Consider the following 22,448-nt stretch of genomic DNA (forward strand, 5'->3'; position numbering starts at 1 on the left):
TACCATTAGCAATTTTTTGGGTCTATGTTCTAAATCAATTCGTTGCTGTAATAATTAGATCTATTTATGATATAAAAACAATAAGCGATTAGTAATCAGTCACTTAATTTCAATAAATATAATTAATTGTAACAAAAGTTACTTTATACGAAAAAAATCGTGGTATAAATGCTCTATTAAAGTTGTTGCGTTAGCTTTTTCGCTTTGTTATAAATTGCCCCGCGTTAAGGAAGTACACAAATAAAAATAATAATAATAAAAGAAATAACTAAAAAGAAGCTAGTATAAACTAGACCTACAGCGAGCAATTCAAGCCTTACACTTTGTAAGGCTTTTTTATTGCCTAAAGAAAAACATTAAGATTAGCAGGCTTTAAAGAAACACTACATTTAGAGTTACGATATGGAACTATCACTTTATGCGGACTTAATAAAACAGGATCCCTTCCCAAAAAAAGTATCCCTAGCTGGCATCTCCAGAGTAAAAAAAGGGATTTATATTTGGCATTTAAAAGAATTTTCTAAATTTTTTCGTGACTATATAAAAAACTAAAATAAATTAGGAAAACATTAATAGAGTTCAAAAAGTAAAGGTTCTTTACGATGACCTAAAGCCTAAATTTACATTCATTATTGTCATATAAATGTTCCTTTTATTTGTTTAATGAATCATTCATGTTATTTTGATTTATCACTTTTATTACATCCATGTAACTTTTTAGTAATATTTTATGTTTACTCGTTTCGTTTTTAAAACGTAGAAATCATAAACGAAGCTAATTCAATTGCGGGTCTACCTTTATTTGGGCTCTGACACACAAATAAAAACAAGATTTTAAAGGATTAATTAATGAAAAAATTTCTTTCTCACATGTTGGGAGTTATTGCGATACTGATTTCAATTGAAACATTTGCTGCACCGCAACAAGTTTTTGAAGTTGACACAACCCGAGAACTTTCAAGAAGCGAATCAAGTGTACCTACTTTTTTTAAGGAACATGGACCTTATTTGTTTTTTCTTAATCAACCTTTTTTAAACAATAAAAGCCAAACCGCATTACCAGCATATGGCTACAATACTCTCTGGCGACTAGACTCAAGGGACAATAGTGTAAATCTAGTCATTAATGGCATTACAAATAGTGCCTTTGAGAAAACTCAACCGTATGCAATTCTAGATGATCGCATTATATACTTTACTTTTGAAGGCCTTTTTTCTGTAGATTTCTTTGGTTTAAACAAAATTAAACTTAATTCATTTAGGCATAGTAGGCTTGATAATTTTGGCAATCAAATGGCAAGTTATGATGGTTACGTCTACTTTCCTCTAATAGACAATAAAAATTCCAAAAGCGACCTTTGGCGCTCTAACGGAACTGTTGAAGGAACGTCTAAAGTTGAATTGTGTGAAGGAAACATATGTTATCACTTACCTCGAAAATTTGTTGTATCGAACAATAGACTGTTTCTAATTGCTGAATCATCTGAAAAAGATACAAGAATATGGTCTATTAGTAATAATAAAGTATCCATTATTTCGTCTGCAACAACCCAACTAAATGCATATGACATTTTTATCAGTCCAAGTGGAATTCAATTTAATGCCGCCGATAAAATATGGTTTAGTGATGGTACAAATGAAGGTACTTATCCGATAGCACCAACGGCATTAGACAGTATCGGTTTTGGTGATTCTATTATTGTAACTAGCCCATCAGATATTTCGATTATTGAGAACAAGGGGAAGGGTACTAAAACCACAATAGATTTAGGTTCCTACTTTATAAATACTAACCTAATTGTATTGAATGATACGATCTATTTTATAAGCGATCATAAATTAATAGCCGTTGATATTAAAGTTGATACACCTCGTAAAATTTTTGATTTTGGAGGTTCTCCTTACGCTACATACAAAATTATTGGTGGCAAAGGTAACAAAGTAATTCTATTGGTGAACGATCCCATAACTGGAGAACCTAGAAATGAAATTTGGGTAAGTGATGGTACGACAGTAGGAACTATTAAGCTTAAATCCCCTGGGATTGAAAAAAGTCTATGGGATCTTAATTCTTCGCACTTCTTAAATAACGACTTTTACTTTCCTTCTTTTACTGAAGAACATGGAAGTGAGCTATGGCGTACTGATGGAACGATTAGAGGAACATTAATAGCAAAAGATATAGGTTATGGCCAAACTAAGGTACAAAAAGGACCCATAGTAAGTAACGGCAGTGATGTTTTTTATTCTATGAAAAAGACATGGTACGGAGAGTTTGATGGAATAATCAGTGAGCATACTGAGCAAGAGCTTTGGAAGACAGACCCTGTGACTATGCGTAGCTCTAAAGTTCCTCAATGGGAATATCCAAAGAACAGGTTAGCAAAAATAATTACTGTTGACGGAGGTCAATATTGGTGGAGGGAGCATGAATTCAGAGCAGGCGAATATCACTTAGATTTTTATGACTATCAAAGCGAGAAAGTTACCCCAGTAATTACAGATATATTGGGACAATGTGCTAATTATGATTTATCTAATAGAAAAATGGCCATTGCTGGTAATAAATACTTTTTCCAAGCCCCTGTTGTTAACGGTGACTTATGGAGTTGTCAATTATGGGTAAGTGATGGGACTGTTGATGGAACAATGCCCATAACTAATTTACCTAAAACTTCTGTACATCCTGAAATAATCGGAAATATAGTCACCTTTCAAGATGAGGTTTATTTTAGTTTAATTATTCTGGTTAAAGAGTATTTACCTTTACGTACCGCAATATTTAAAACTGATGGAACAATAGCTGGTACTGGCGAAGTATTTAGACTGTCTGCAAGCGGTGAAGAAGCGAACTATTATATAGAAAACATGATAGCAACCTCTCAAGGGATTTTTATAGCAACCAATTCTGACTTCACAAATTTATGGTATTGGCAGCCAAATGGAATAAGTCAGGTTATAAAAAAGGCAAGTGATTTTTATATTGATACATTAATACGATTCAAAGAGGGGGTATCATTTGTATATGGTAAGACTATTTGGGGTAGTGACGGTACTGTAGATGGCACTTTGCCAATGATTGTATTGGAAGAATTTGAAGGTAAAAGTAATTACATGTCTACCCTTCACTCAACACCTGATTATGAAAAAATAATTTATGGTTCTATCGATTCACAAGGAAATAATAGATTATGGGTTTCTGATGGGACAATGTTAGGAACTAAAACAAAAGGTCCCATCATTAATGATAATGACTTTACAGTTAATGCATTTACGGGTGATGATTTTTATATCACTGACTTTTCGGGAGTATATTTAGAAGATTATTATCAAGACTTAAAGCGAATTTCTTTGGAAGGAGATACTGTTGAATTAATAAGGCAAGAACTTGCTGGCTCTAGTGAGAATTTTCCAGCAAAAATAGTTGAAGCTCAAAATCGTATATTTATTGGTCAAGAAAGTGAAATCATCTTCTACTACGGCCCAGGTTTTGGAGGCCCTTATGTAACGGCAAAACTAAAAGGAGACGATTTCGATAATGACGGAATATCAGATGATGAAGATATGTTTCCTCTCCATTTAGATGAATACATTGATACCGACAATGATAATGTTGGTGATAACTTTGATAATGATGACGACAATGATGGTATCGAGGATTCGTTAGATTTATTTTCTTTAGATGCTACAGAATGGGCTGATAAAGATGACGATGGTATCGGTGACATAGCCGATACAGATGATGATAATGACGGAGTAAATGACTGGTTTGATTCATATCCTACAGACTCGACACGTAGTGCTAATAATATAATTGTTGATAATGGAGCTAGTGATGAAGCCACCACAAAAAGTAAAAGTAGTGGTGGAGTTATTCACTATTATATAGTTACCTATGTACTACTGATACTTAGATTACGCCGACGTTTTAAAGAGTAAAATAAAACTTTAAAAATTTGACCAGCCCCTTATAATAATTAATGTTTCAAGGGGCTTTTTACATTATAAACCGTTGCAATGTGCAAGTATTATCCTCTTATAAAAATACCTTATAGCTACTACAAGGTATAATCACACCACTACACCCGTTTACATCCCCAGTAATAAAATTCATATTAACCCCAAAATATAGCCAACAGATAAAACAAATATTTCATGATTACCGTTTTGCCAAAGACGGTACTGAAAAAGGCGCTAAAAAAGCACGATTGAAATTCGTTGATATCAATAAAAAGTTTGGTCGTGCTACTGCTACATTGCCAAAAAAAATATCGCGTCAATAGGTATTATGAACATAGGTAATGGTTAAGTCCTGTAAAGAATAAACACGCTTGTATAAATAGTTAAACTCTCTTCAAAACTTATTCTTTGGTTGTGAATTTCTAACAATTTAACCGATATATTTGCTCCTATTAAGCTGTAAAATGTCGTACAATTACCTTAATTTATTAATAACTTTTAATCATTACGGAAATCCCCCATGAAAAAAATTATCATTTTATTAACTATTTCAACATTAAGCAGTTCGGCTATGGCACAGGAAACTAGCTGGTTTGATAGCTTAAAAAGCTTTGTTGGAATGGGCGAAGTTGAAGAGCAAAGTGTAAAATTGCCAAGCACTGAAGGTTTAGTTGAACAATTAACAAATTCATTAAATGTTAATACTGAACAAGCAGCTGGCGGTATGGGTGCTATTTTTAATTACGTAAAAAGTAATGTTTCAACAGAACAGTTTAGTCAGTTAGCTAAATCATTACCGGGTGTCGATGGACTTGTTAGTCAAATGCCTGATATTAGCGAACTTAGCTCTGGCAAAGGCTTAAGCGGTTTACTTGACAAAGCTTCACAATACAGCGATTCATTAAAGTCTATTAATGATATAAAAAAGCAATTTGAAGCATTAGGTTTAAATCCAGAAATGATAAGCAGCTTTGTATCTAGTGCACAAAGCTACTTAGACACTCCACAAGGGCAAGACGCAAAACAAGTATTAACGCAAGGTTTAGGCAAGTTACTCGGGTAACTTGATCTATTAGCGATTAATCGCTGCAGCTAATTTCACTGAGTTTACTAAAAAATAACTTCAGTGAAATTAGCAAATATTGATTTTTAACGACTCAATATTGATCTTTAACGACTCATTATAGACTGTAATTAATATACGCTAATTACCGCTTCATATAACGGCTTTCCTTATTATAATCATCAAAGAGCAAAAATAACGAATACCCTACCGACGCTAGACTGTAATTAATATATGCTAATTACCGCTTCATATAAGGGTTTTCCCTTATTATAATCATCAAAGAGCAAAAATAACGAATACCCTACCGACGGTATTTCGATACCATAATTACTTTCATAGGCATCGTCAGGAAAAGACTTTTGAAGTTGTTCAAATGATCCCCCTTGAATAAAATCCCCCAAAGCCCAAATAGCTTTTGAATTAGCGTTATCGTTTATAAAGACTTCTTCCAACAAGTGAATTTCAACAAGTTCAGTAGCGTTTAGCTTTAACATTAAATGTTGGTTATAAAGATTGATAGTGATCCCTCTTGGCAATACTATCCGCCCTTTAGCTTCACCAAGCTGCTCTGCAAGGTTATTAACATTTATCTCTTTGTTTGATACTAGGGCTAAATACGCTTGTGTAATTGCCTCGTTTTGAATCACTTGATCATCAAAAGGCAGCATACGACTTTCTTTATAGTTGCTTTGCTCCATAGAGAAGCCACCCAACGTATATTTCTTTTCATTGGTATGAGAATTTTTACTGGCAATAAAATTTAGTGTTAGCACCTTGTTTTGGCTATTTAAGACTAATTGATTCTTTTCATTTAAAGGTTTATCTAACGCTAACGCAGGATAAACGTCCTTTAAAAGTGCTTTTCGACCGACCTTATTGTTGATCTTCCAAGCATTGGCATCAAAAAAATCAAGTAAAGGAATTTTATTCAAAATACTGGCTGATAAATATGGCAAAGTACTTTGTACCTTTACTAATTTATCCAATTGAAAATGCAACCAATGGTGTCTTCCGTAACCTATAATCAACTCATCAGCCAGCAAGGTTAATTGCACATTAGGCTCACCAAATTTTTTGATGACTTGTTGATAGCTATCGCCCAACTTTACGCCATAAAGACCGTTAGCCAAAGATACCTCAGTATTGATAACTTCAGGCCGGCCAACTCTAGAGTCAGCAGAAGTCAATTTGAAGGTCATCATACTTCTTGCTTTAACACCGTCATGATTATAAGCGGTAAATCTTTGATGGATGACATTTGGAGTGCCCATTTCATGGGCTACTTTTTTCTGTTGACACTGCACAATTAGCTTAGCAAAAAAACGTATTTGTTGTTGCCCACCCTTTTCATCTAAAACGTTAATATCTTCTATTTTTTTATCGATGATAATGACACCATTGGCGCCAGCATCTATCGCTTTTTGTTGTAATTGATTTAATAATCTCTTGGTAGTTTTAGCCATTTGCTGCGCTTTAGCCATACCAATAACACTCGTTTCTTTAATGACTTGGTATTCACAATTAGGGTAGTAGTCAAGAATAGGTGGCAGTACGACTTCCTCAACGGCTGAAAAAGCAAACAAGGAAAAGAGTAAAAAACAACTAAAGGTAACTATTTTTAGAAAAATGTGCATTAAGGTAACTCCGCTATAATTGATGAATAACTTATATTTATAATAAAATAGCTTTATCAATTACTAACTTTTTGGTCAGTGCATTGATGGCTGGGTAGCGTAAATAAAAATCATTAATATCAATATCTTCAACCTTTGCTTGTAAAGGTTCAGTAACGTTAACATTGATGTGGCGGTTTATATTTTTACTTCTTCGCTCTGCTTGAAGAGGATAATTTAAAAATAAACCTTGTGGATCAAGGACCTCACTCTCCATAGTTTGCCATGCTTGATACCAACTTGCATGGCGATCACCGGAAGCTAAGTTTGTCGCTAAAGACAGGTTAACCACTAGGTTTTTATAGGACGAGTAATTTGTTCTAGCGCCAATAAAAGTGGCTTGGCTATTACTTTTTGCCGTTTCAGAGTCAAACATAGATAACAGTTCGATGGTGTTATCTGTTAATGATTTATTTAAATCTATCAGTAACTTTGCACTTAGGTGCTTAGCGAGCTTAGGTAGATAATCTCTCTCGCGCTCAATGAGCGTTAGTTGGGCTTTAATTCCACGCTGTAATGCAAACCCTGTTGGTAGTATTGACTCGAGGTCACTGCTGTTTATTCGACTTAGCGCTTTGGTTAATTTGGCTTTACTTTGCGTTAACTGGTTGATCACGCTATTAATCTTTATTAAGTCCCAGTCATCGACAGGTCGATTAAGACATTCCTGATAAATTTCAGGTAGATCTGTTGGCCGACTAGTAAATGATTCGCTAATAAATTGCATTATTTTTATTATCGGCACTAACTTTTTAGCTGCTTGTATTAATACTTTTTTATTTTCGGTACTGGGGAAGTGCTGATGAGAATCATGACTTAACAGATAAGCTAAATAGTAATCGCCCTGAGCAAGGTGAACTTGTGCCGCTATTAATTTATCTTGCGCTTTTTCGGCAAGCGTTAATTCAGCTTGGTATTGTGAGGGTTTTAGTTGAACCAGTTTTTTTAATGCGGTGATTGAGTGAGTGAGGTTGAGTTCTTGCTTAGCTTGCTGATATGCCTGCAAGGCTTCGCTATGTTTCGTTGGACTACACGATACGAGTAAAAAAAGTAATCCTACTATAAAAATTCTTTGATAAATAGCCATTAGATAAATTCCATTTTACATTAACGTTTATGTCTAAACTGAATATAAAGTATCAACTAATCAATAACTAATCAAATAGTTGTTCAATATTGAGTTCAAGTTGCTTGTCGCTTTTTGCCGTATTACAAGAGTTGCTCAAAGCGAACAACTTTTCCTTTTGTTGTATGATTTCTGTGGTGATGGTTTGGTTATCTTCGCTTAAGGTCAACAAGCCAATACCACTGCCATTAAATGAAGTTACATCGTTAGCTGAGTCAATGTAATTAGGCCTTCTCACACGGACCTTCATCCGCCTTCTTTTTGTAAACCAGTTAAGCGGTGAATAAGTCGCATACAAATATTTATTTAGCCTTTCTAAGGTATGTAATAAAGCGGCCGGAAATTCATTTTTTAAACCGCTACAGGTGACTTGTAATATTTTTTAGCTGTCACGACGAAAACGGTAAGTCACTTTATAAACAAAAGAATAGTGCACATCACCTGTAAGAATAATAAAATTAGGCGGTGTTTTATTGTGTCTAAAAATATTTAACATCACATTAGCTGTGCCAGAGTGTGCCATCCAGTTTTCAGCATCTACTGCTAAAGGCTTTCCCCAAAAAGTAAAAATACGCTGAATAGTTTCAATCAACTTAACCCCATAAATAGGTGCAGCAGAGACCATGATAATATTAGGCTCATTAATTAACGCTTGCTGTAGGGCTGATAATGACTGCCAGTCCATTAAGCCAGAAGGTTTGCCGGCATTACTTTCAGAGTACCATCGCTGGGTGCGTGTATCTAATACAACGATTTTAGGTGAGGTATTTAAACTATAATGCCATTCATCCCATTTGAGTATTTTATCAATAAGTTCACTATGGTTTAAATCCCCAGGCGAACTCAATACCGTTTGGGGTACTCTAATCAAGCCAGAGAATTTTTCAGGCCTATTACCCCAAAACTTGGCATAAGCAATATCCTATTAACGCCTTACCTATAATTTTTTGAAAACGTAAAATTATGTAAGCCACCGTAAACAATTAACATACAATTTTTAAATATTTTTGGCTTGTAACTCTCGGTAACATCTTTTCATACTCCTTGTGCCCTCCTTTTTATATGCACAATAAATTATTGAGAAAACACCATGAAAAGATTATTACTTAGCGCTTTACTATTTGCCGGATGTGCAAGCCATGGGGTTGACCGAGCAGAGCAACACCAAATAATTAAAGAATTTTATGCGACTATTGCGTCGGTTACTCCGGTAACTTTATCTTCAGAGGTCAAAACAGGTATTATTACCGGTGCTGGCATTGGCTTATTAGGCGAACTTGACGGTAACCATAAAGATATGATTGCAGGGACCATCGCTGGGGCATTAGTTTTTGGGTTATTTACCGCTTTATTTGAAGGGAGTAATGATGCTTTTCAGTACCATCTAAATTCCGCCATCCAAGGTGAATTTGATGTCATTCAAAAGCAAAAAATTCCTGAATCAGTAAGTTGTGTAAAAGTGCGAAGTGGTAAAACGGTTACGTTAATGGCAGCCTCACCTGAAAACTGTTCTAACTTATTTAAATAACTTATACTGATTTTACATAGGATTCTAGAGCAAAAATATGCAAAAGTTATTATCTACTTTACTGATACTTTTTTTATTTTCTTGTGGCTCTGTGTCAATGAGCAATGGTCGACAAAAAATTATAATTAATGGTCAATCAACTCCTTGCGATATTCACCGCAAAGAGATCGATCCCAATTGTAAAACAGAGAATAAAAGCCAAACACCACAAGTAAATATTAAAGCTGATAACCCCAGCGCGGAATAATCGCTTGTTCAATACCTAAATGATCCAACATTCTGCCCACCATAAAATCAATTAAATCATTAATCGACTTGGGGTGATGATAAAAGCCAGGTGCCGCTGGCATGACAGTAACGCCCATTTGTGAAAGTGTCAGCATATTTTGTAAGTGTATGGTAGAAAAAGGTGATTCTCGTACCACTAAAATCAACTGCCCTCTTTCTTTAATAACAACATCGGCAGCACGCTCAATCAAGTTGTCACTCATACCTAAGGTAATAGCGGCTAATGTGCCCGTTGAACAAGGACAGACAATCATTTTTTTAGGGGCAGCAGAGCCAGAAGCCACGGGAGAGAACCATTGTTCTTTGCCAAAGACTGTGATTTGTGAAGGTTTTGCCTTAAATTTTTCACTGAGAAATTGAGTGGCGCCGTCAGGTGAACCCGGTATTTTAATGCCAACTTCTGTGTCAAGAACAACTCGTGCTGCGCTTGAACATAAAACATAAATTTGTACATTCGCAGCAACTAAACATTCGATTAATCTTAATGCATAGGGAGCACCAGATGCGCCGGTAATTGCGACAGTAATTTTTTCTCGAAACTCGTTCATAACTATCCTTTCTTTGCTAATTGATCTAATATTTTTTGGTGAATATTGCCAAATCCACCATTACTCATCACAACGATAGTATCGTCTGCTTGTGAGTTGTTAACGATATGACTCACTAAAACATCGATATCTGTCTCAACAAAACACGGCTGTCGGCATTCTTTAATCAGTGTATTTACTGACCATTGCACTTGCTCGTCTTGAAATAAATAGACAACGTCTGCTTGCGCTAATGATGCTGGAAGGGTGTCTTTATGAACACCTGATTTCATGGTGTTTGATCTTGGTTCTAATACCGCGATTACTCGACATGATTGATCGCCTTCACCGTTAGCACTTACATTCGCTCGAACACCGGCTAACGTTTTAGCAATAGCGGTAGGATGATGGGCAAAGTCATCAAATACACGTACCTTCCCTACTTCACCGCGCAGCTCTAAACGCCTTTTGGTATTAATAAACTCAGCCAGTGCATCAATAGCAACATGGCTAGGAACGCCGGCATGTCGAGCAGCGGCAATAGCCATTAAACCGTTATCGATATTAAAATCACCAATTAAGTTCCATTTTACTGTGCCTTGTATTTCATCCTTAAAGTAGACAATAAACTCACTACCATCGCCAGTAAGCTTTTCTGCATACCAGCCAGATTTACTAAATTCATTCTCGACACTAAATTCTGTGGGTGTCCAACAACCTTGCGCTAAAGTTTCAGTGATGGCTGATTCATTTTTGGGTGACAACACTAGGCCGTTACTTGGCACCATACGAATAAGATGATGAAATTGGCGTTGTATATCAGATAAGTCATTAAAAATATCAGCGTGATCAAACTCCATGTTATTAATCACTAATGTGCGCGGACGATAATGAACAAACTTAGAGCGCTTATCAAAAAAGGCGGTATCGTATTCATCGGCTTCAATGATAAAAAAGGGGGCGTCACCTAAACGTGCCGAACAATCAAAATTTTGTGGTACACCACCAATTAAGAAACCCGGTTTCATATGAGCATACTCTAGGATCCAGGCAACCATAGAGCTAGTGGTAGTTTTGCCATGAGTACCCGAAATAGCGATGACCCAACGGTCTTTTAAAACATTATCTAATAACCACTGCGGGCCAGACGTGTAGGCGATATTTCTATCGAGTACGTATTCAACCATAACATTGCCGCGTGACATGGCGTTGCCAACAATCACTAAATCAGGCTCATCTTTTAAATGTTCTGTTAAGTAGCCTTGTTTTAACTCAATACCTAATTGTTCAAGTTGTGTGCTCATTGGCGGATAAACATTAGCATCGCAACCTGAAACACGATGCCCCAGCTGTTTTGCAATAGCGGCGATACCGCCCATAAATGTGCCGCAAATACCTAAAATGTGAATATGCATGTTATGTCCGTTAAAGCTTGGTTACCTTGGCAATGCTGTGGTAACCAGTAATAAAAATAAGATCAAAATAATCTCTGATAATATACCTGATAAGATAGTAAAAAGGCATTGCAATGCCTTGTTAATTTAGTAAGTATGCATAGCCATACTAAATTAAAGGATGCGACGTGCGATCACCTTCACTACAATCACTTCATATTTACCCGATTAAATCGGCTGCTGGTATTTCATTATCGACTAGTTGGGTTGATGACTTGGGCTTGAGCCTTGACCGCCGTTTTGTCATAACAGATAAAAATGGCCAATTTATAACCGCTCGCACTGAACCAACACTTTGCCTTATTAAGGTTAATTTATCTGCACAGGGCTTAATATTAACCGCTCCAGATATGCCAGCGCTGCATCTACTTTATCAAGAATTGTCACCCATTTATAAAAAAGTAACGGTATGGCAAGATGAAATACAAGCACAGTATGGCCATGAAAATTTTGATTTATGGTTCAGCCAATTCCTAAAAAAACCTTGCCAGCTTCTTTATTTTGGTAAAAAATCACAGCGTTTAGTTAGCAAAAGTCATAAAAAAATTGCCTTTGCTGACGGTTATCCACTATTGCTTACCTCTCAAGCCTCACTCGATGATTTAAATAACCGGCTAACTCAACAATCAATCCCTGCGATTACCATGAAACAATTCAGACCTAATATTGTGGCTAACCTCTGCGATGCCTACGCCGAAGACACTTGGCAGCATATTCGTATTGGCGAGGTTGAATTTGAAGTAACTAAGCCTTGTTCACGTTGTATTTTCACTACAGTGAACCCTAACAATGCCGAAAATCATCCACAGCAAGAACCGCTAACAACCTTAATAAACTACCGACAAGTGGCCAGTGGAGATGTGATGTTTGGGCAAAATTTAATTGCGCTTAATCAAGGAAGTATTCAGCAAGGTGATGAAATTGTTATTTTAAAGAAGCAAAATCCACCTATATTTATTGCCAAACCAACAAAAAAAACAGCTAACAAAAAAACGACTGCACAAGCCAGTGTTAACAAGGAGCCAAAAAAAATGCGTAAAGGAAAAGTTAATTTAAACTTTGAGTCATGGAACAAAAACGTTATTGGCAACACAAAAGACTCTATTTTAGAACAAGGTGAATCAGCAGGAATGCTACTTCCCTATTCATGTCGTGGTGGCATGTGTGGTCGTTGTAAAATAAAACTAATAGATGGTGATGTTAAACAATTAGCTAACGACGGTTTAAGTGACGATGAGAAAGAACAAGGCTTTGTTTTAGCTTGTAGCTCAGTGCCACAATCAGACTTAGTGTTAGCAAAAAGATAATAAGCAACCGCTTTTATTGAAAAATAATTCCCGATAAACCTTTGATACATATATCGTAACGTGACTAAAGTGAACGGCAATTGATACCGTTCTCTTTTTAACGACTATCCATTTTTTTATAACTCACCTTGTATGAACAAGCGTTGATAAGCAGATATGCTTTACTTTAGCGCTGAGATAATTCAATCCTCTTTACTATATTTTATCTGCTATGTATTTAGCATTTTATCATTCTACTTTTAATCCGCTCTAACAGTATCAAGCTAATGTTTGATGTAAATCAACAATAAAACAGCTGCATCATTAGACAAAATCACAACTTGATTTAAATCAAACTTTGCATTTTGGCAAAGTGACAAAATCAGCCCATTAATTAGTTCTCAAGAAATAAACATTAAACCATATTAAATAACGCCACTGTGTGTGACCTCCTTGTTTGGTCGCAATAACGTGTGTCGAGCCGAAAGATACATACATAAAATAGATAGGATATACACGATGAAATTTACGAAAACAAAATTATCACTGGCTTTAATTACCGGTTCTATTATTTCTGCGCCTTTTGCAATGGCAGACGATGCGGCATTCAATTCAGGTATTAAAAAAGCACTAACAGACAGTAAAGTAAATGTGAGCTTACGCGCCCGCTATGAAGGTGTCGATGAAGACGGTGCAAATGGCACCACAGATAAAGATGCAACAGCGTTAACAATAAAGTCTCGTCTAACCCTACAAACAGGCAATTATAAAAAATGGTCGTTAGGCCTTGAGGTTGATAATGTAACCGCCATTGTTGATGATTATAATGACTTAACCTTTGATTACTCTGGCAGTGATGCTGTCGTTGCTGACCCTGAAATAACCGACGTTAACCAGGCTTTTTTACAATACAATAGCGAAAAAGTTAAATTAACAGCAGGTCGCCAACGTATTTTACATAATAATCAGCGTTTTATTGGTGGTGTTGGCTGGCGTCAAAATGAACAAACCTATGACGGTTACCGTATTGAATATACCGCAAGCGCTGCACTTTCCCTCGATTACAGCTACATCTATAACGCAAACCGCATTTTTGGCGATGACAAAAAAGGTGACGATCTTTCAGGTGCTTTTCATTTTGCGAATGCTGCCTACAAAATTAATACCGAACACAAAATATCAGCATTTGCCTATGTATTAGACTTTGATAGAGCACATGCAATGTCTTCAAGCACCTTCGGCGCTCTTTACAATGGTAAATTTGGCGCGGTAAGTGTTAACTTAAGTGCAGCAATGCAAAGCGACGTTGGTGATAACCCCGTAAATTACGATGCTAACTACTACAATGCTGAGATAGCCACTGACTTAGGTCAAGTTACATTATTAGCAGGCATTGAGGTTTTAGGCAGTGATAACGCTAAAGCAGCATTTAGTACACCTTTTGCGACCTTACATAAATTCCAAGGTTTTTCAGATAAATTCTTAAATACGGGTAGCAGTACTGGTATGCCAAATGGTGTTGAAGATACATACATTACCGTTAAAACAAAATTGGCTGGAGTTAAGTTAGCGGCAACATTCCATGACCTAGCGGCAAATGAAGGCAATATAGACTATGGTACAGAATTAGATCTTGTCGCCGCCTATACCTTTAAAAAGGATTACGACTTACTGGTAAAATTTGCCCGTTACAGTGCTGATGAATTGAGTACGGATACCAGCAAACTATGGATACAAGTTGCAACTAAGTTCTAGAAACTTACGCTTGAACATCATCTTAATTAAAGGCTGTTACGTAAGTATCAGCCTTTTTTATGTGGGGTGTCTGTTATGTTATTAAAAAACCAACAAAAACAACAACAAAGCAGCAAAGTAGAAATATATAATGAATTGTCAATGATGAGCGATTAGAATAGCCGCGTTTATTATCTTCCTACCCAAGGGACTATTTTGTTATTAATGCTCGACAATTACGACTCTTTTACTTTTAATTTAGTACATTACTTCCAAGCATTAGGGCAAGAGGTCGTCGTTGCACGAAATGACCGAATAACTTTAGCTGAAATTAGGGTACTATCACCCCAGTATATTGTTATTTCTCCAGGTCCATGTTCTCCAAATGAAGCGGGATTATCATTAGAGATAGTTAAACACTTTGCCGGTAAAGTGCCAATTTTAGGTGTTTGTTTAGGTCATCAGTGCATTGCACAACACTTTGGTGCAAGTATTGAAAAAGCACTTGTCGTGATGCATGGGAAAACAAGTAGAATAAAACATAACGAAAGTGGCTTATTCCATCAATTAAATAACCCTTTAACTGTGACACGCTATCATTCATTAATTGTTAATAAAGACACTTTGCCTGATTGCCTTGAAGTAACGGCTTGGAGCAAAGATGAACAGGGTAAAAACAATGAAATTATGGCCTTAGCCCATAAAACATTGCCTATTGTAGGTGTACAATTTCATCCTGAATCGATTTTAACGGAACAAGGCATGATGTTACTGAAGAACTTTATTACTCACTGCAAATAAAACAAAAAAATTAGCGTCAGGCGATCACTCTCATTTGTCATCATTCATACTTTTGTGTATGTCGCCGATAAAGACTATTCAAGTTCAACTTTATTGGAAAACACCCTATTAGCTCATGCAGATATTTGAAAACAACGACCTAGTCGCCCCAATATATAAAAGAGCGATGAGCTTAATGATCAGTAAAGGCTTTGCTGAAAAGCAAAGTGGAAAAGTGTCTGTTGCTGTCCATCAAAACAGCGAACAAGCTAATCGCCGCAGAGAATTACTTGCGGTTGAAGAAGAAGCAAATAAAAATAAAATCATTCAGGCCCACGGAGAAAGTTTCTTTACTGAGCAAGTCATGGCTAAATTTTTTACCCATGTGACAACTGAAGTAAACAAAAAATTTGATAACAAAGAAAACCTCTACAACAAAATATTAAAAATTGAAGATGCCATTCCCAGTATTATGGAAATACTGTCAGTGCGCGCCGCTTCGATTAATCGTATTATTCCTTTAGCTAAATCATTACCTTGGTTAGCAAATGAGCTAATTAATCTGGTCAATAAACCACAGTATCGTAAACGGGCCGATGTCCAAGTTACTGACGCAAGTTTAGCATTAAGTTATATCGGCTTAGACAATTTAAAGTTAGTCATGCCAACCTTTATGCTCAAACATTGGTTACCTAATAGCACGGCTCCTTACACGTTAATGAAAAGAAAACTTTGGAATGACAGTTTGGCTGTTGCCATGTCTTCCTCAGTATTGGCTAAAAAAGCAGGTATGGATGAATTTTCGGCTTTTGCTGCTGGCATGTTTAGTCACCTAGGACTAATCGCTGTTTCTCGCTGCTTTTTAACCACTTACAGTGAGTTACATACCGCAGAATTAAAAGCTGCTTACGAGAATAAAGATAAAAAACTTCATGATACATTAGTTGCCTTTGACGCTTCACCAGACTTATTAATCGAACAGCTAATAACACGCAGTAGCAAGATATCAGCAGATTTAGTGGAGTTGATGCGTCTAGACCGCTTGCAAATTACCGAAGCTATATTTGATCTTGCCTACACAGAAACATTAGAAAAAATGTGCCCACTAGCGCAAATAGTCACCAAAGCAAAAGCGTATGTTGCTTTTAGAAGCTTAGCTAAAGATGATTTAATCAGTAATGATGAAGCTAAGTTACTGTTAACAACAGTACGAATCACACCACAAGAGATCAATTTATTAAAGAAAAGCGACATTGATCACATAAAATTAAATTTTAAATAATTTTTGATTAATTATGAAAAGTTTACCTATTGTTAATAACCCACTGTGTTCGTTACCTCACGAGCAATTCCGTTAGTAAGCCTATAAAACTCTCTTTATATAGTTATGCATCTATACTGAATAAAACATGGCAAGCCTTTGTTTTATAAGGTCTGCAGTCATTTTGAGCAAGACAGTACTTGTTTTCTCTGTCATACTTAGCGCCTAATTTTTAGCTTCATCATTTTTATGTCTGCTGAAAAATAAACTAATATAAGGTTTTTACCTGCTGAGCTATTTTGCGGTAATGCCAAGATACACTGCACAGCAGTGTTTAATAACTTGAGGTGTGAACAATGACTAACCATTTTCCTGTAGACCGTAAATTATTTGATGACGTAATGGTACCTAACTATGCGCCGTCAACGGTAATCCCTGTACGTGGTAAAGGCTCTCGTGTTTGGGATCAACAAGACCGTGAATTTATTGATTTTGCTGGCGGTATTGCGGTTAACTGTTTAGGCCATTGTCACCCAGCATTGGTTGGCGCATTAAAAGACCAAGCTGATAAAATTTGGCACTTATCTAACGTAATGACGAATGAACCCGCTTTACGTTTAGCTAAAAAAATGGTTGATCATACTTTTGCAGATAAAGTTTACTTTGCCAACTCGGGCGCTGAAGCAAATGAAGCAGCCCTTAAATTAGCTCGTCGCTGGGCACTTGATGTTCATGGCGCAGGCAAAACACAAATTATTGCATTTAATCAAGGTTTTCACGGCCGTACTTTCTTTACCGTTACTGTCGGTGGACAAAAAGCTTATTCAGATGGTTTTGGCCCTAAGCCTGGTGATATAGATCACGTTGACTACAACGACCTAGAAGCACTAAAAGCAATTATGTCTGATAAAACTTGTGCCATAATGATTGAACCATTACAAGGTGAAGGCGGTTTAGTTTCTCCTACACAAGAGTTCATTGAAGGTGTGCGTGAACTTTGTGATCAACATAACGCTTTACTAATCTTTGATGAAGTACAGACAGGTGTTGGCCGTACTGGCGACTTATATGCTTATATGGGTCTAAATGTTGTACCTGATATTTTAACAACCGCAAAAGCATTAGGTGGTGGTTTTCCAATCGGCGCGATGATAACAACAACCGAACTTGCTAAACACCTTAAAATAGGTACTCACGGTAGTACTTATGGTGGTAACCCATTAGCCTGTGCTGTAGCTGAAGCTGCATTTGATACGGTTAATACGCCAGAAATTTTAAATGGTGTAAAAGAAAAAGCAAAACGCTACGTTGCAGGTTTAAACGCAATTAATGCTAAGCATAAAGTATTTAAAGAAATTCGTGGTAAAGGCTTGTTAATTGGTGCGGTACTAACCGAGCAGTATCATGGCAAAGCAAAAGACTTTTTAAACGCTGCTTTAGAAGAAGGTGTTATGACCTTAGTTGCTGGCGCAAACATTATTCGTTTTGCTCCTTCATTAGTTATTCCAGATGCTGATATCGATGAAGGCTTAGCTCGTTTTGAAAAAGCTGTTGCTAAACTAGCAAAATAGTCATTGTTAAATTACCTTAATAAAACAATTACACCGTTGAAATTGTAGTTATTTTTCTAAAATGACTGCAATTTCATTTTTCTTTGTAAAAAATGAGATCTTTCTATGATTATTATACGCCCTATTCAAGCGAGCGATTATGACTCTTTACATCGTATTGCGATAGAATCAGGACACGGTTTTACATCACTACCTGTCAATGAAGGCTTATTAAAGCAACGTATCGCTCATTCTGAGTATTCTTTCGATAAAGATGTGTCGCACCCGTCTAGCGAAGGTTATCTGTTTGTAATGGAAGATACTGACACGGGTCAGGTTGTTGGTACAAGTGGTATTGAAGCCGCTGTAGGTTTAGAAGATGCTTTTTACCATTATCATTTAGGTAAAGTCGTCCATAATTCTCGTGAGTTAGGCATTTATAATACCGTAGAAACATTGTCACTGTGTAATGACTACACGGGTGCATCTGAAATTTGTACTTTGTTTTTGGGTGAGAGTCACCGAAAAAATAAAAATGGCCGTTTTTTGTCTCGTTGTCGCTTTTTGTTTATGGCTGAACATCACGAGCGCTTTGCAGACACAGTTATCGCTGAGATGCGTGGTATATCTGATGAAGAAGGACGATCTCCTTTTTGGAATTGGTTAGAAGAGCATTTCTTTTCGATGGACTTTCCAACAGCCGATTACTTAACCGGTATTGGTAAAAAAGTCTTTATCGCTGAGTTAATGCCAAAGCATCCTATCTATGTCAGTTTATTAAGCAAAGATGCACAAAAAGTGATTAACGAAGTTCATCCTAAGACATTACCTGCCTTGCGATTATTAGAAGCCGAAGGTTTTGCCCGCCGAGGATACGTTGACATCTTTGATGGTGGCCCCACGGTTGAAGCACAAACAGCCAAAGTAAAAACAATTCGAAATAGTGGCAAGTATCAAGTCATTATTGGTGAGACAGATGATAAAGCTAATTTTATTATTTGTAACACGAAAGTTGCAGGTTTTAGAGCTGTTCAAGCAAAGGTATCGCTAAGAGCAACTGCTGAACAGGTGTTGATGTCAGACGATATCGCTAAAGCACTGCATGTAAATGAAGGTGATTTTGTACGCTTAGTTCGCAATTAACGTAAACCTTGATTCTCTAAGCAATCATTTTATTTCACTGAGCAGCGCGCAGTGAAATAATAATTAGTTCATTAGGTGGGTTTTTATGTCACCTGGTAACGTCGTAAAGTATAAGGACAGAAAAATGTCAAAAGCAATACAATTAATTAATGGTCAGTGGCAAGCAGGTTTAGGTCACGATGTTAGCTCGTTAAACCCCGCAAGAAACACAGTTATTTGGCAGGGAAAGTCTGCTTCTAAAGAACAAGTTGATATTGCGGTAAAAAGTGCGAGAGCGGCGTTTGAGTCATGGGCAGACATGAGTCTTGAAGCTCGTATTGCTATTGCTGAAAACTTTGCTGTGCTTCTTGGTGAGAACAAAGAAAATCTGGCAATAACTATTGCAGAAGAAACAGGTAAGCCTCTTTGGGAAACCCGTACAGAAGTTGGCGCCATGATGGGTAAAATAGCGATTTCTGTCAAAGCAAACAATGAGCGAACGGGTACTGTTGAAAACCCAATGCCTGGCGCAAAAGCAATGATACGTCATAAGCCTCATGGTGTTGTTGCCATTTTCGGTCCTTACAACTTCCCTGGTCATTTACCTAACGGACATATTGTTCCTGCATTAATAGCGGGTAACACAGTTGTATTTAAACCAAGTGAATTAACACCAAAAGTTGCTGAAGAAACCTTAAAACTTTGGTTACAGGCGGGTTTACCAAACGGTGTCATAAATCTCGTACAAGGTGAAGTTGAAACAGGCAAAGCGCTTGCTTCACATCCACAAATCGATGGTTTGTTTTTTACCGGTAGTTCAAATACTGGCCATTTATTACATGAACAATTTGGCGGCCAACCGGGTAAGATTTTAGCTTTAGAAATGGGTGGAAATAACCCACTAATCGTTAAAGATATTAGCGATGTTAAAGCGGTAGTACATGATATTATTCAATCAGCCTTTGTTACTACAGGACAGCGTTGTACCTGTTCAAGACGCTTATTTATTGAAGCAGGCGAACAAGGTGATGCTATTATCGCTAAGCTTATTGAAGCGACAAAAGCGATTAAAATAGGTTATTTTGACGATGAAGAACAACCTTTTATCGGTTCAATGATTTCTGAAAAAGCAGCGTTAAGTCTTGTTGCTGCACAGCAACAGTTACTAGATTTAGGTGCACAATCATTAGTTGAAATGAAGCATTTAGAAGCAGGTACTGGTTTTATTTCTCCGGGTATTGTTGATGTAACATCGATTAAAGCTATGCCTGATGATGAGCATTTTGGTCCATTATTAAAAGTATACCGTTACACAGATTTCGACGCGGCGATCAATGAAGCAAACAACACTTCATTTGGTTTGTCTGCTGGCCTATTAAGTGACAGCGAAGATTTATACAACCACTTCTTCCGTAGAATACGTGCAGGTATTGTTAATTGGAATAAACCAATTACAGGCGCAAGTAGTGCGGCTCCATTTGGTGGTATTGGCGCAAGTGGTAACCATAGAGCAAGTGCATTCTATGCAGCTGATTACTGTGCTTACCCAGTAGCCTCTGTTGAAGCACCTAAAGTGTCATTACCAGCAACATTAAGCCCAGGCTTGAGTATTTAGGCACACTTACAGTAATGTACGCTAATAAGTTAATAATCAAAGCTGGGCTTCGTCCCAGCTTTTTTAAGAATATAGATCAAATCTAGCCATTCAGCCTGAATAGTTAGCAGTGACACGCATTCTCATAAATCCTTTTAAAATGAACGCCTCTCTTTAACTATTCATTAGTCACTAATTTTACCTACTCCTACTACGGATATTTACATGACAAATATTAATTCAATTCAACACCAGCAAGTTACTGACTTGTTTACTAACATTTGGCAAAACTATATTGAAGTTACGCCTTCTGCCGATAAAATTCATCATTTACTCAGCTCAGGAGGCGATTTAATCAACGATCATGTTGCTTATCGAACCTTTGATAGTGCGAAGGTAAATTTAGATAAATTAGCCACGATCTTAATAGCGCTAGGTTATAAATATTCTGGTGAATATGACTTTTCAAGCAAAAAACTTAATGCAAAACATTTTGAACACAGTGATGCGAGCTTGCCAAAAGTTTTTATCAGTGAATTACGCGTCAAAGAATTCTCAGTTAATGTTCAAAACATTATCGAAAAAATGGTTAGTGCTATAGACGATGAGAAGGTTGCACAGAGTAGTTTCTTGTATTCTGGTACACATTGGCAAGTAAGCAAAGCAGAGTACCAAACTTTGTTAGCAGAGAGTGAATATGCCGCTTGGGTGGCTGCTTGGGGATACCGTGCAAACCACTTTACTGTCAGTATCAATCACCTAGATAACTTTTCGACTATTGAAGAGGTAAATATCGCCGTTAAAGCAGGTGGGTTTTTATTAAACACGACCGGCGGTGAAATCAAAGGCGACTCAATCGTTAAACTTGAACAATCGTCAACCATGGCAGATAAAGCTATTGTTAAATTCTCAGATGGAGAAGCAGAAATCCCTAGCTGTTTTTATGAATTTGCTAAGCGATACCCATTAGATTCTGGCGAGCTATATGCTGGTTTTGTTGCGGCTTCTGCAGATAAGATATTTGAAAGTACCAACGTAGCAGCCTAATTGTTGTTCAACAACCCATCAATGGGCTAGGTTATAGCGAGCAGAAATAAAGCCCTGCTCGCTAAATTTTTACAACAATAACATTACTTTGCATAGTCCTCCCTTTTACTCCATGACATTAGTCACATTACCGATTACAAATATCAAACACCTTTCATTGGTGCTCAGCCTTTCTATTTTGGCACTGAAATCGGATCCTTTGGTTCGAATAAGAACTTATCCTTTTCCTATATTATGATTAGTTTTTCCTGAACTAGTATTTAAAGCATCGCTGACGACTGAAAGGGATTAACCCTTACTATTTATTCTCTGCTATTTATAGGTAAGCGTTTCATTTAACGCCCTCTAATTTTTAATGTCTGGCATTTACCCTTATATAAATACAGCAAACGTTAAAGTTCAGTGAACAATAAATATCGCTTGTTAAATATTAACCATAAAAAAACCCGCTA

Annotated in this window: 18 protein-coding genes; 12 read left to right on the forward strand and 6 right to left on the reverse strand. The window is 36.8% G+C overall.

Features of this window, described 5'->3' with window-relative positions; translation table 11 throughout:
• Positions 1-849 precede the first annotated feature (849 nt).
• Both H4J69_RS03140 and H4J69_RS03145 read left to right on the forward strand, forming a co-directional pair.
• The gene (locus H4J69_RS03140) at positions 850-3,939 is read left to right on the forward strand and encodes a hypothetical protein (RefSeq protein WP_182231313.1); all 3,090 of its coding nucleotides are present in this window, start codon (positions 850-852) and stop codon (positions 3,937-3,939) included.
• Between the two features lie 541 nt (positions 3,940-4,480).
• Positions 4,481-5,023: a DUF2780 domain-containing protein gene (locus H4J69_RS03145; RefSeq protein WP_182213778.1), complete on the forward strand. Its 543-nt coding sequence runs from the start codon at positions 4,481-4,483 to the stop codon at positions 5,021-5,023.
• A gap of 227 nt (positions 5,024-5,250) precedes the next feature.
• Here the strand turns inward: H4J69_RS03145 and H4J69_RS03150 are convergent, their stop codons facing one another.
• From H4J69_RS03150 to H4J69_RS20435, 4 genes are all read right to left on the reverse strand, one after another.
• Positions 5,251-6,660 carry a hypothetical protein gene (locus H4J69_RS03150; RefSeq protein ID WP_182244031.1) on the reverse strand — a complete coding sequence of 470 codons (1,410 nt, stop codon included), beginning with the start codon at positions 6,658-6,660 and terminating at the stop codon, positions 5,251-5,253.
• A 37-nt stretch (positions 6,661-6,697) separates the two neighbouring features.
• The gene (locus H4J69_RS03155; RefSeq protein ID WP_182169204.1) at positions 6,698-7,786 is read right to left on the reverse strand and encodes a hypothetical protein; all 1,089 of its coding nucleotides are present in this window, start codon (positions 7,784-7,786) and stop codon (positions 6,698-6,700) included.
• 67 nt (positions 7,787-7,853) lie between these two features.
• Positions 7,854-8,063, reverse strand: a complete 210-nt coding sequence (locus H4J69_RS20430; protein WP_182230218.1) for a hypothetical protein — start codon at positions 8,061-8,063, stop codon at positions 7,854-7,856.
• A gap of 144 nt (positions 8,064-8,207) precedes the next feature.
• Positions 8,208-8,696 (reverse strand): hypothetical protein, encoded by a 489-nt coding sequence (locus H4J69_RS20435; protein ID WP_182230219.1) that lies wholly within the window; start codon positions 8,694-8,696, stop codon positions 8,208-8,210.
• Positions 8,697-8,915: 219 nt separating this feature from the next.
• Here H4J69_RS20435 and H4J69_RS03170 point away from each other — a divergent pair, with 219 nt between their 5' ends.
• Positions 8,916-9,353 carry a hypothetical protein gene (locus tag H4J69_RS03170; RefSeq protein ID WP_182169200.1) on the forward strand — a complete coding sequence of 146 codons (438 nt, stop codon included), beginning with the start codon at positions 8,916-8,918 and terminating at the stop codon, positions 9,351-9,353.
• A 37-nt stretch (positions 9,354-9,390) separates the two neighbouring features.
• The gene (locus H4J69_RS03175; protein ID WP_182213787.1) at positions 9,391-9,600 is read left to right on the forward strand and encodes a hypothetical protein; all 210 of its coding nucleotides are present in this window, start codon (positions 9,391-9,393) and stop codon (positions 9,598-9,600) included.
• Here the strand turns inward: H4J69_RS03175 and H4J69_RS03180 are convergent.
• Both H4J69_RS03180 and mpl read right to left on the reverse strand, forming a co-directional pair.
• Positions 9,572-10,189, reverse strand: a complete 618-nt coding sequence (locus tag H4J69_RS03180; RefSeq protein WP_182213789.1) for a flavin prenyltransferase UbiX — start codon at positions 10,187-10,189, stop codon at positions 9,572-9,574. The two genes, H4J69_RS03175 and H4J69_RS03180, sit on opposite strands and share 29 nt — an antisense overlap.
• A 2-nt stretch (positions 10,190-10,191) precedes the next feature.
• Positions 10,192-11,583, reverse strand: a complete 1,392-nt coding sequence (gene mpl / locus H4J69_RS03185; RefSeq protein WP_182230220.1) for a UDP-N-acetylmuramate:L-alanyl-gamma-D-glutamyl-meso-diaminopimelate ligase — start codon at positions 11,581-11,583, stop codon at positions 10,192-10,194.
• A 167-nt stretch (positions 11,584-11,750) separates the two neighbouring features.
• On the opposite strand from mpl, the gene H4J69_RS20310 reads away from it, so the two are divergent.
• The 8 genes from H4J69_RS20310 to H4J69_RS03225 all read left to right on the forward strand — a co-directional run bounded on the left by H4J69_RS20310 (position 11,751) and on the right by H4J69_RS03225 (position 21,996).
• Positions 11,751-12,929: an MOSC N-terminal beta barrel domain-containing protein gene (locus H4J69_RS20310; RefSeq protein WP_182213793.1), complete on the forward strand. Its 1,179-nt coding sequence runs from the start codon at positions 11,751-11,753 to the stop codon at positions 12,927-12,929.
• Between the two features lie 498 nt (positions 12,930-13,427).
• On the forward strand, positions 13,428-14,663 hold the full coding sequence (locus tag H4J69_RS03195; RefSeq protein ID WP_182213795.1) for an alginate export family protein: 1,236 nt from the start codon (positions 13,428-13,430) through the stop codon (positions 14,661-14,663).
• Positions 14,664-14,858: 195 nt separating this feature from the next.
• Positions 14,859-15,443 carry an aminodeoxychorismate/anthranilate synthase component II gene (locus H4J69_RS03200; RefSeq protein WP_070375702.1) on the forward strand — a complete coding sequence of 195 codons (585 nt, stop codon included), beginning with the start codon at positions 14,859-14,861 and terminating at the stop codon, positions 15,441-15,443.
• A 115-nt stretch (positions 15,444-15,558) separates the two neighbouring features.
• Positions 15,559-16,704 (forward strand): HDOD domain-containing protein, encoded by a 1,146-nt coding sequence (locus H4J69_RS03205; protein ID WP_182169190.1) that lies wholly within the window; start codon positions 15,559-15,561, stop codon positions 16,702-16,704.
• A gap of 335 nt (positions 16,705-17,039) precedes the next feature.
• Positions 17,040-18,254 carry an aspartate aminotransferase family protein gene (locus H4J69_RS03210; protein ID WP_070375700.1) on the forward strand — a complete coding sequence of 405 codons (1,215 nt, stop codon included), beginning with the start codon at positions 17,040-17,042 and terminating at the stop codon, positions 18,252-18,254.
• A gap of 105 nt (positions 18,255-18,359) precedes the next feature.
• Positions 18,360-19,376 carry an arginine N-succinyltransferase gene (astA, locus tag H4J69_RS03215; protein WP_182213797.1) on the forward strand — a complete coding sequence of 339 codons (1,017 nt, stop codon included), beginning with the start codon at positions 18,360-18,362 and terminating at the stop codon, positions 19,374-19,376.
• 124 nt (positions 19,377-19,500) lie between these two features.
• Positions 19,501-20,970 carry a succinylglutamate-semialdehyde dehydrogenase gene (gene astD / locus H4J69_RS03220; RefSeq protein WP_182230221.1) on the forward strand — a complete coding sequence of 490 codons (1,470 nt, stop codon included), beginning with the start codon at positions 19,501-19,503 and terminating at the stop codon, positions 20,968-20,970.
• Positions 20,971-21,174: 204 nt separating this feature from the next.
• Positions 21,175-21,996 carry a DUF1338 domain-containing protein gene (locus H4J69_RS03225; RefSeq protein ID WP_182230222.1) on the forward strand — a complete coding sequence of 274 codons (822 nt, stop codon included), beginning with the start codon at positions 21,175-21,177 and terminating at the stop codon, positions 21,994-21,996.
• The last annotated feature ends 452 nt before the right edge of the window (positions 21,997-22,448 follow it).

Source organism: Colwellia sp. BRX10-9 (genome assembly GCF_014077405.1).
Taxonomy (GTDB): Bacteria; Pseudomonadota; Gammaproteobacteria; order Enterobacterales; family Alteromonadaceae; genus Colwellia_A.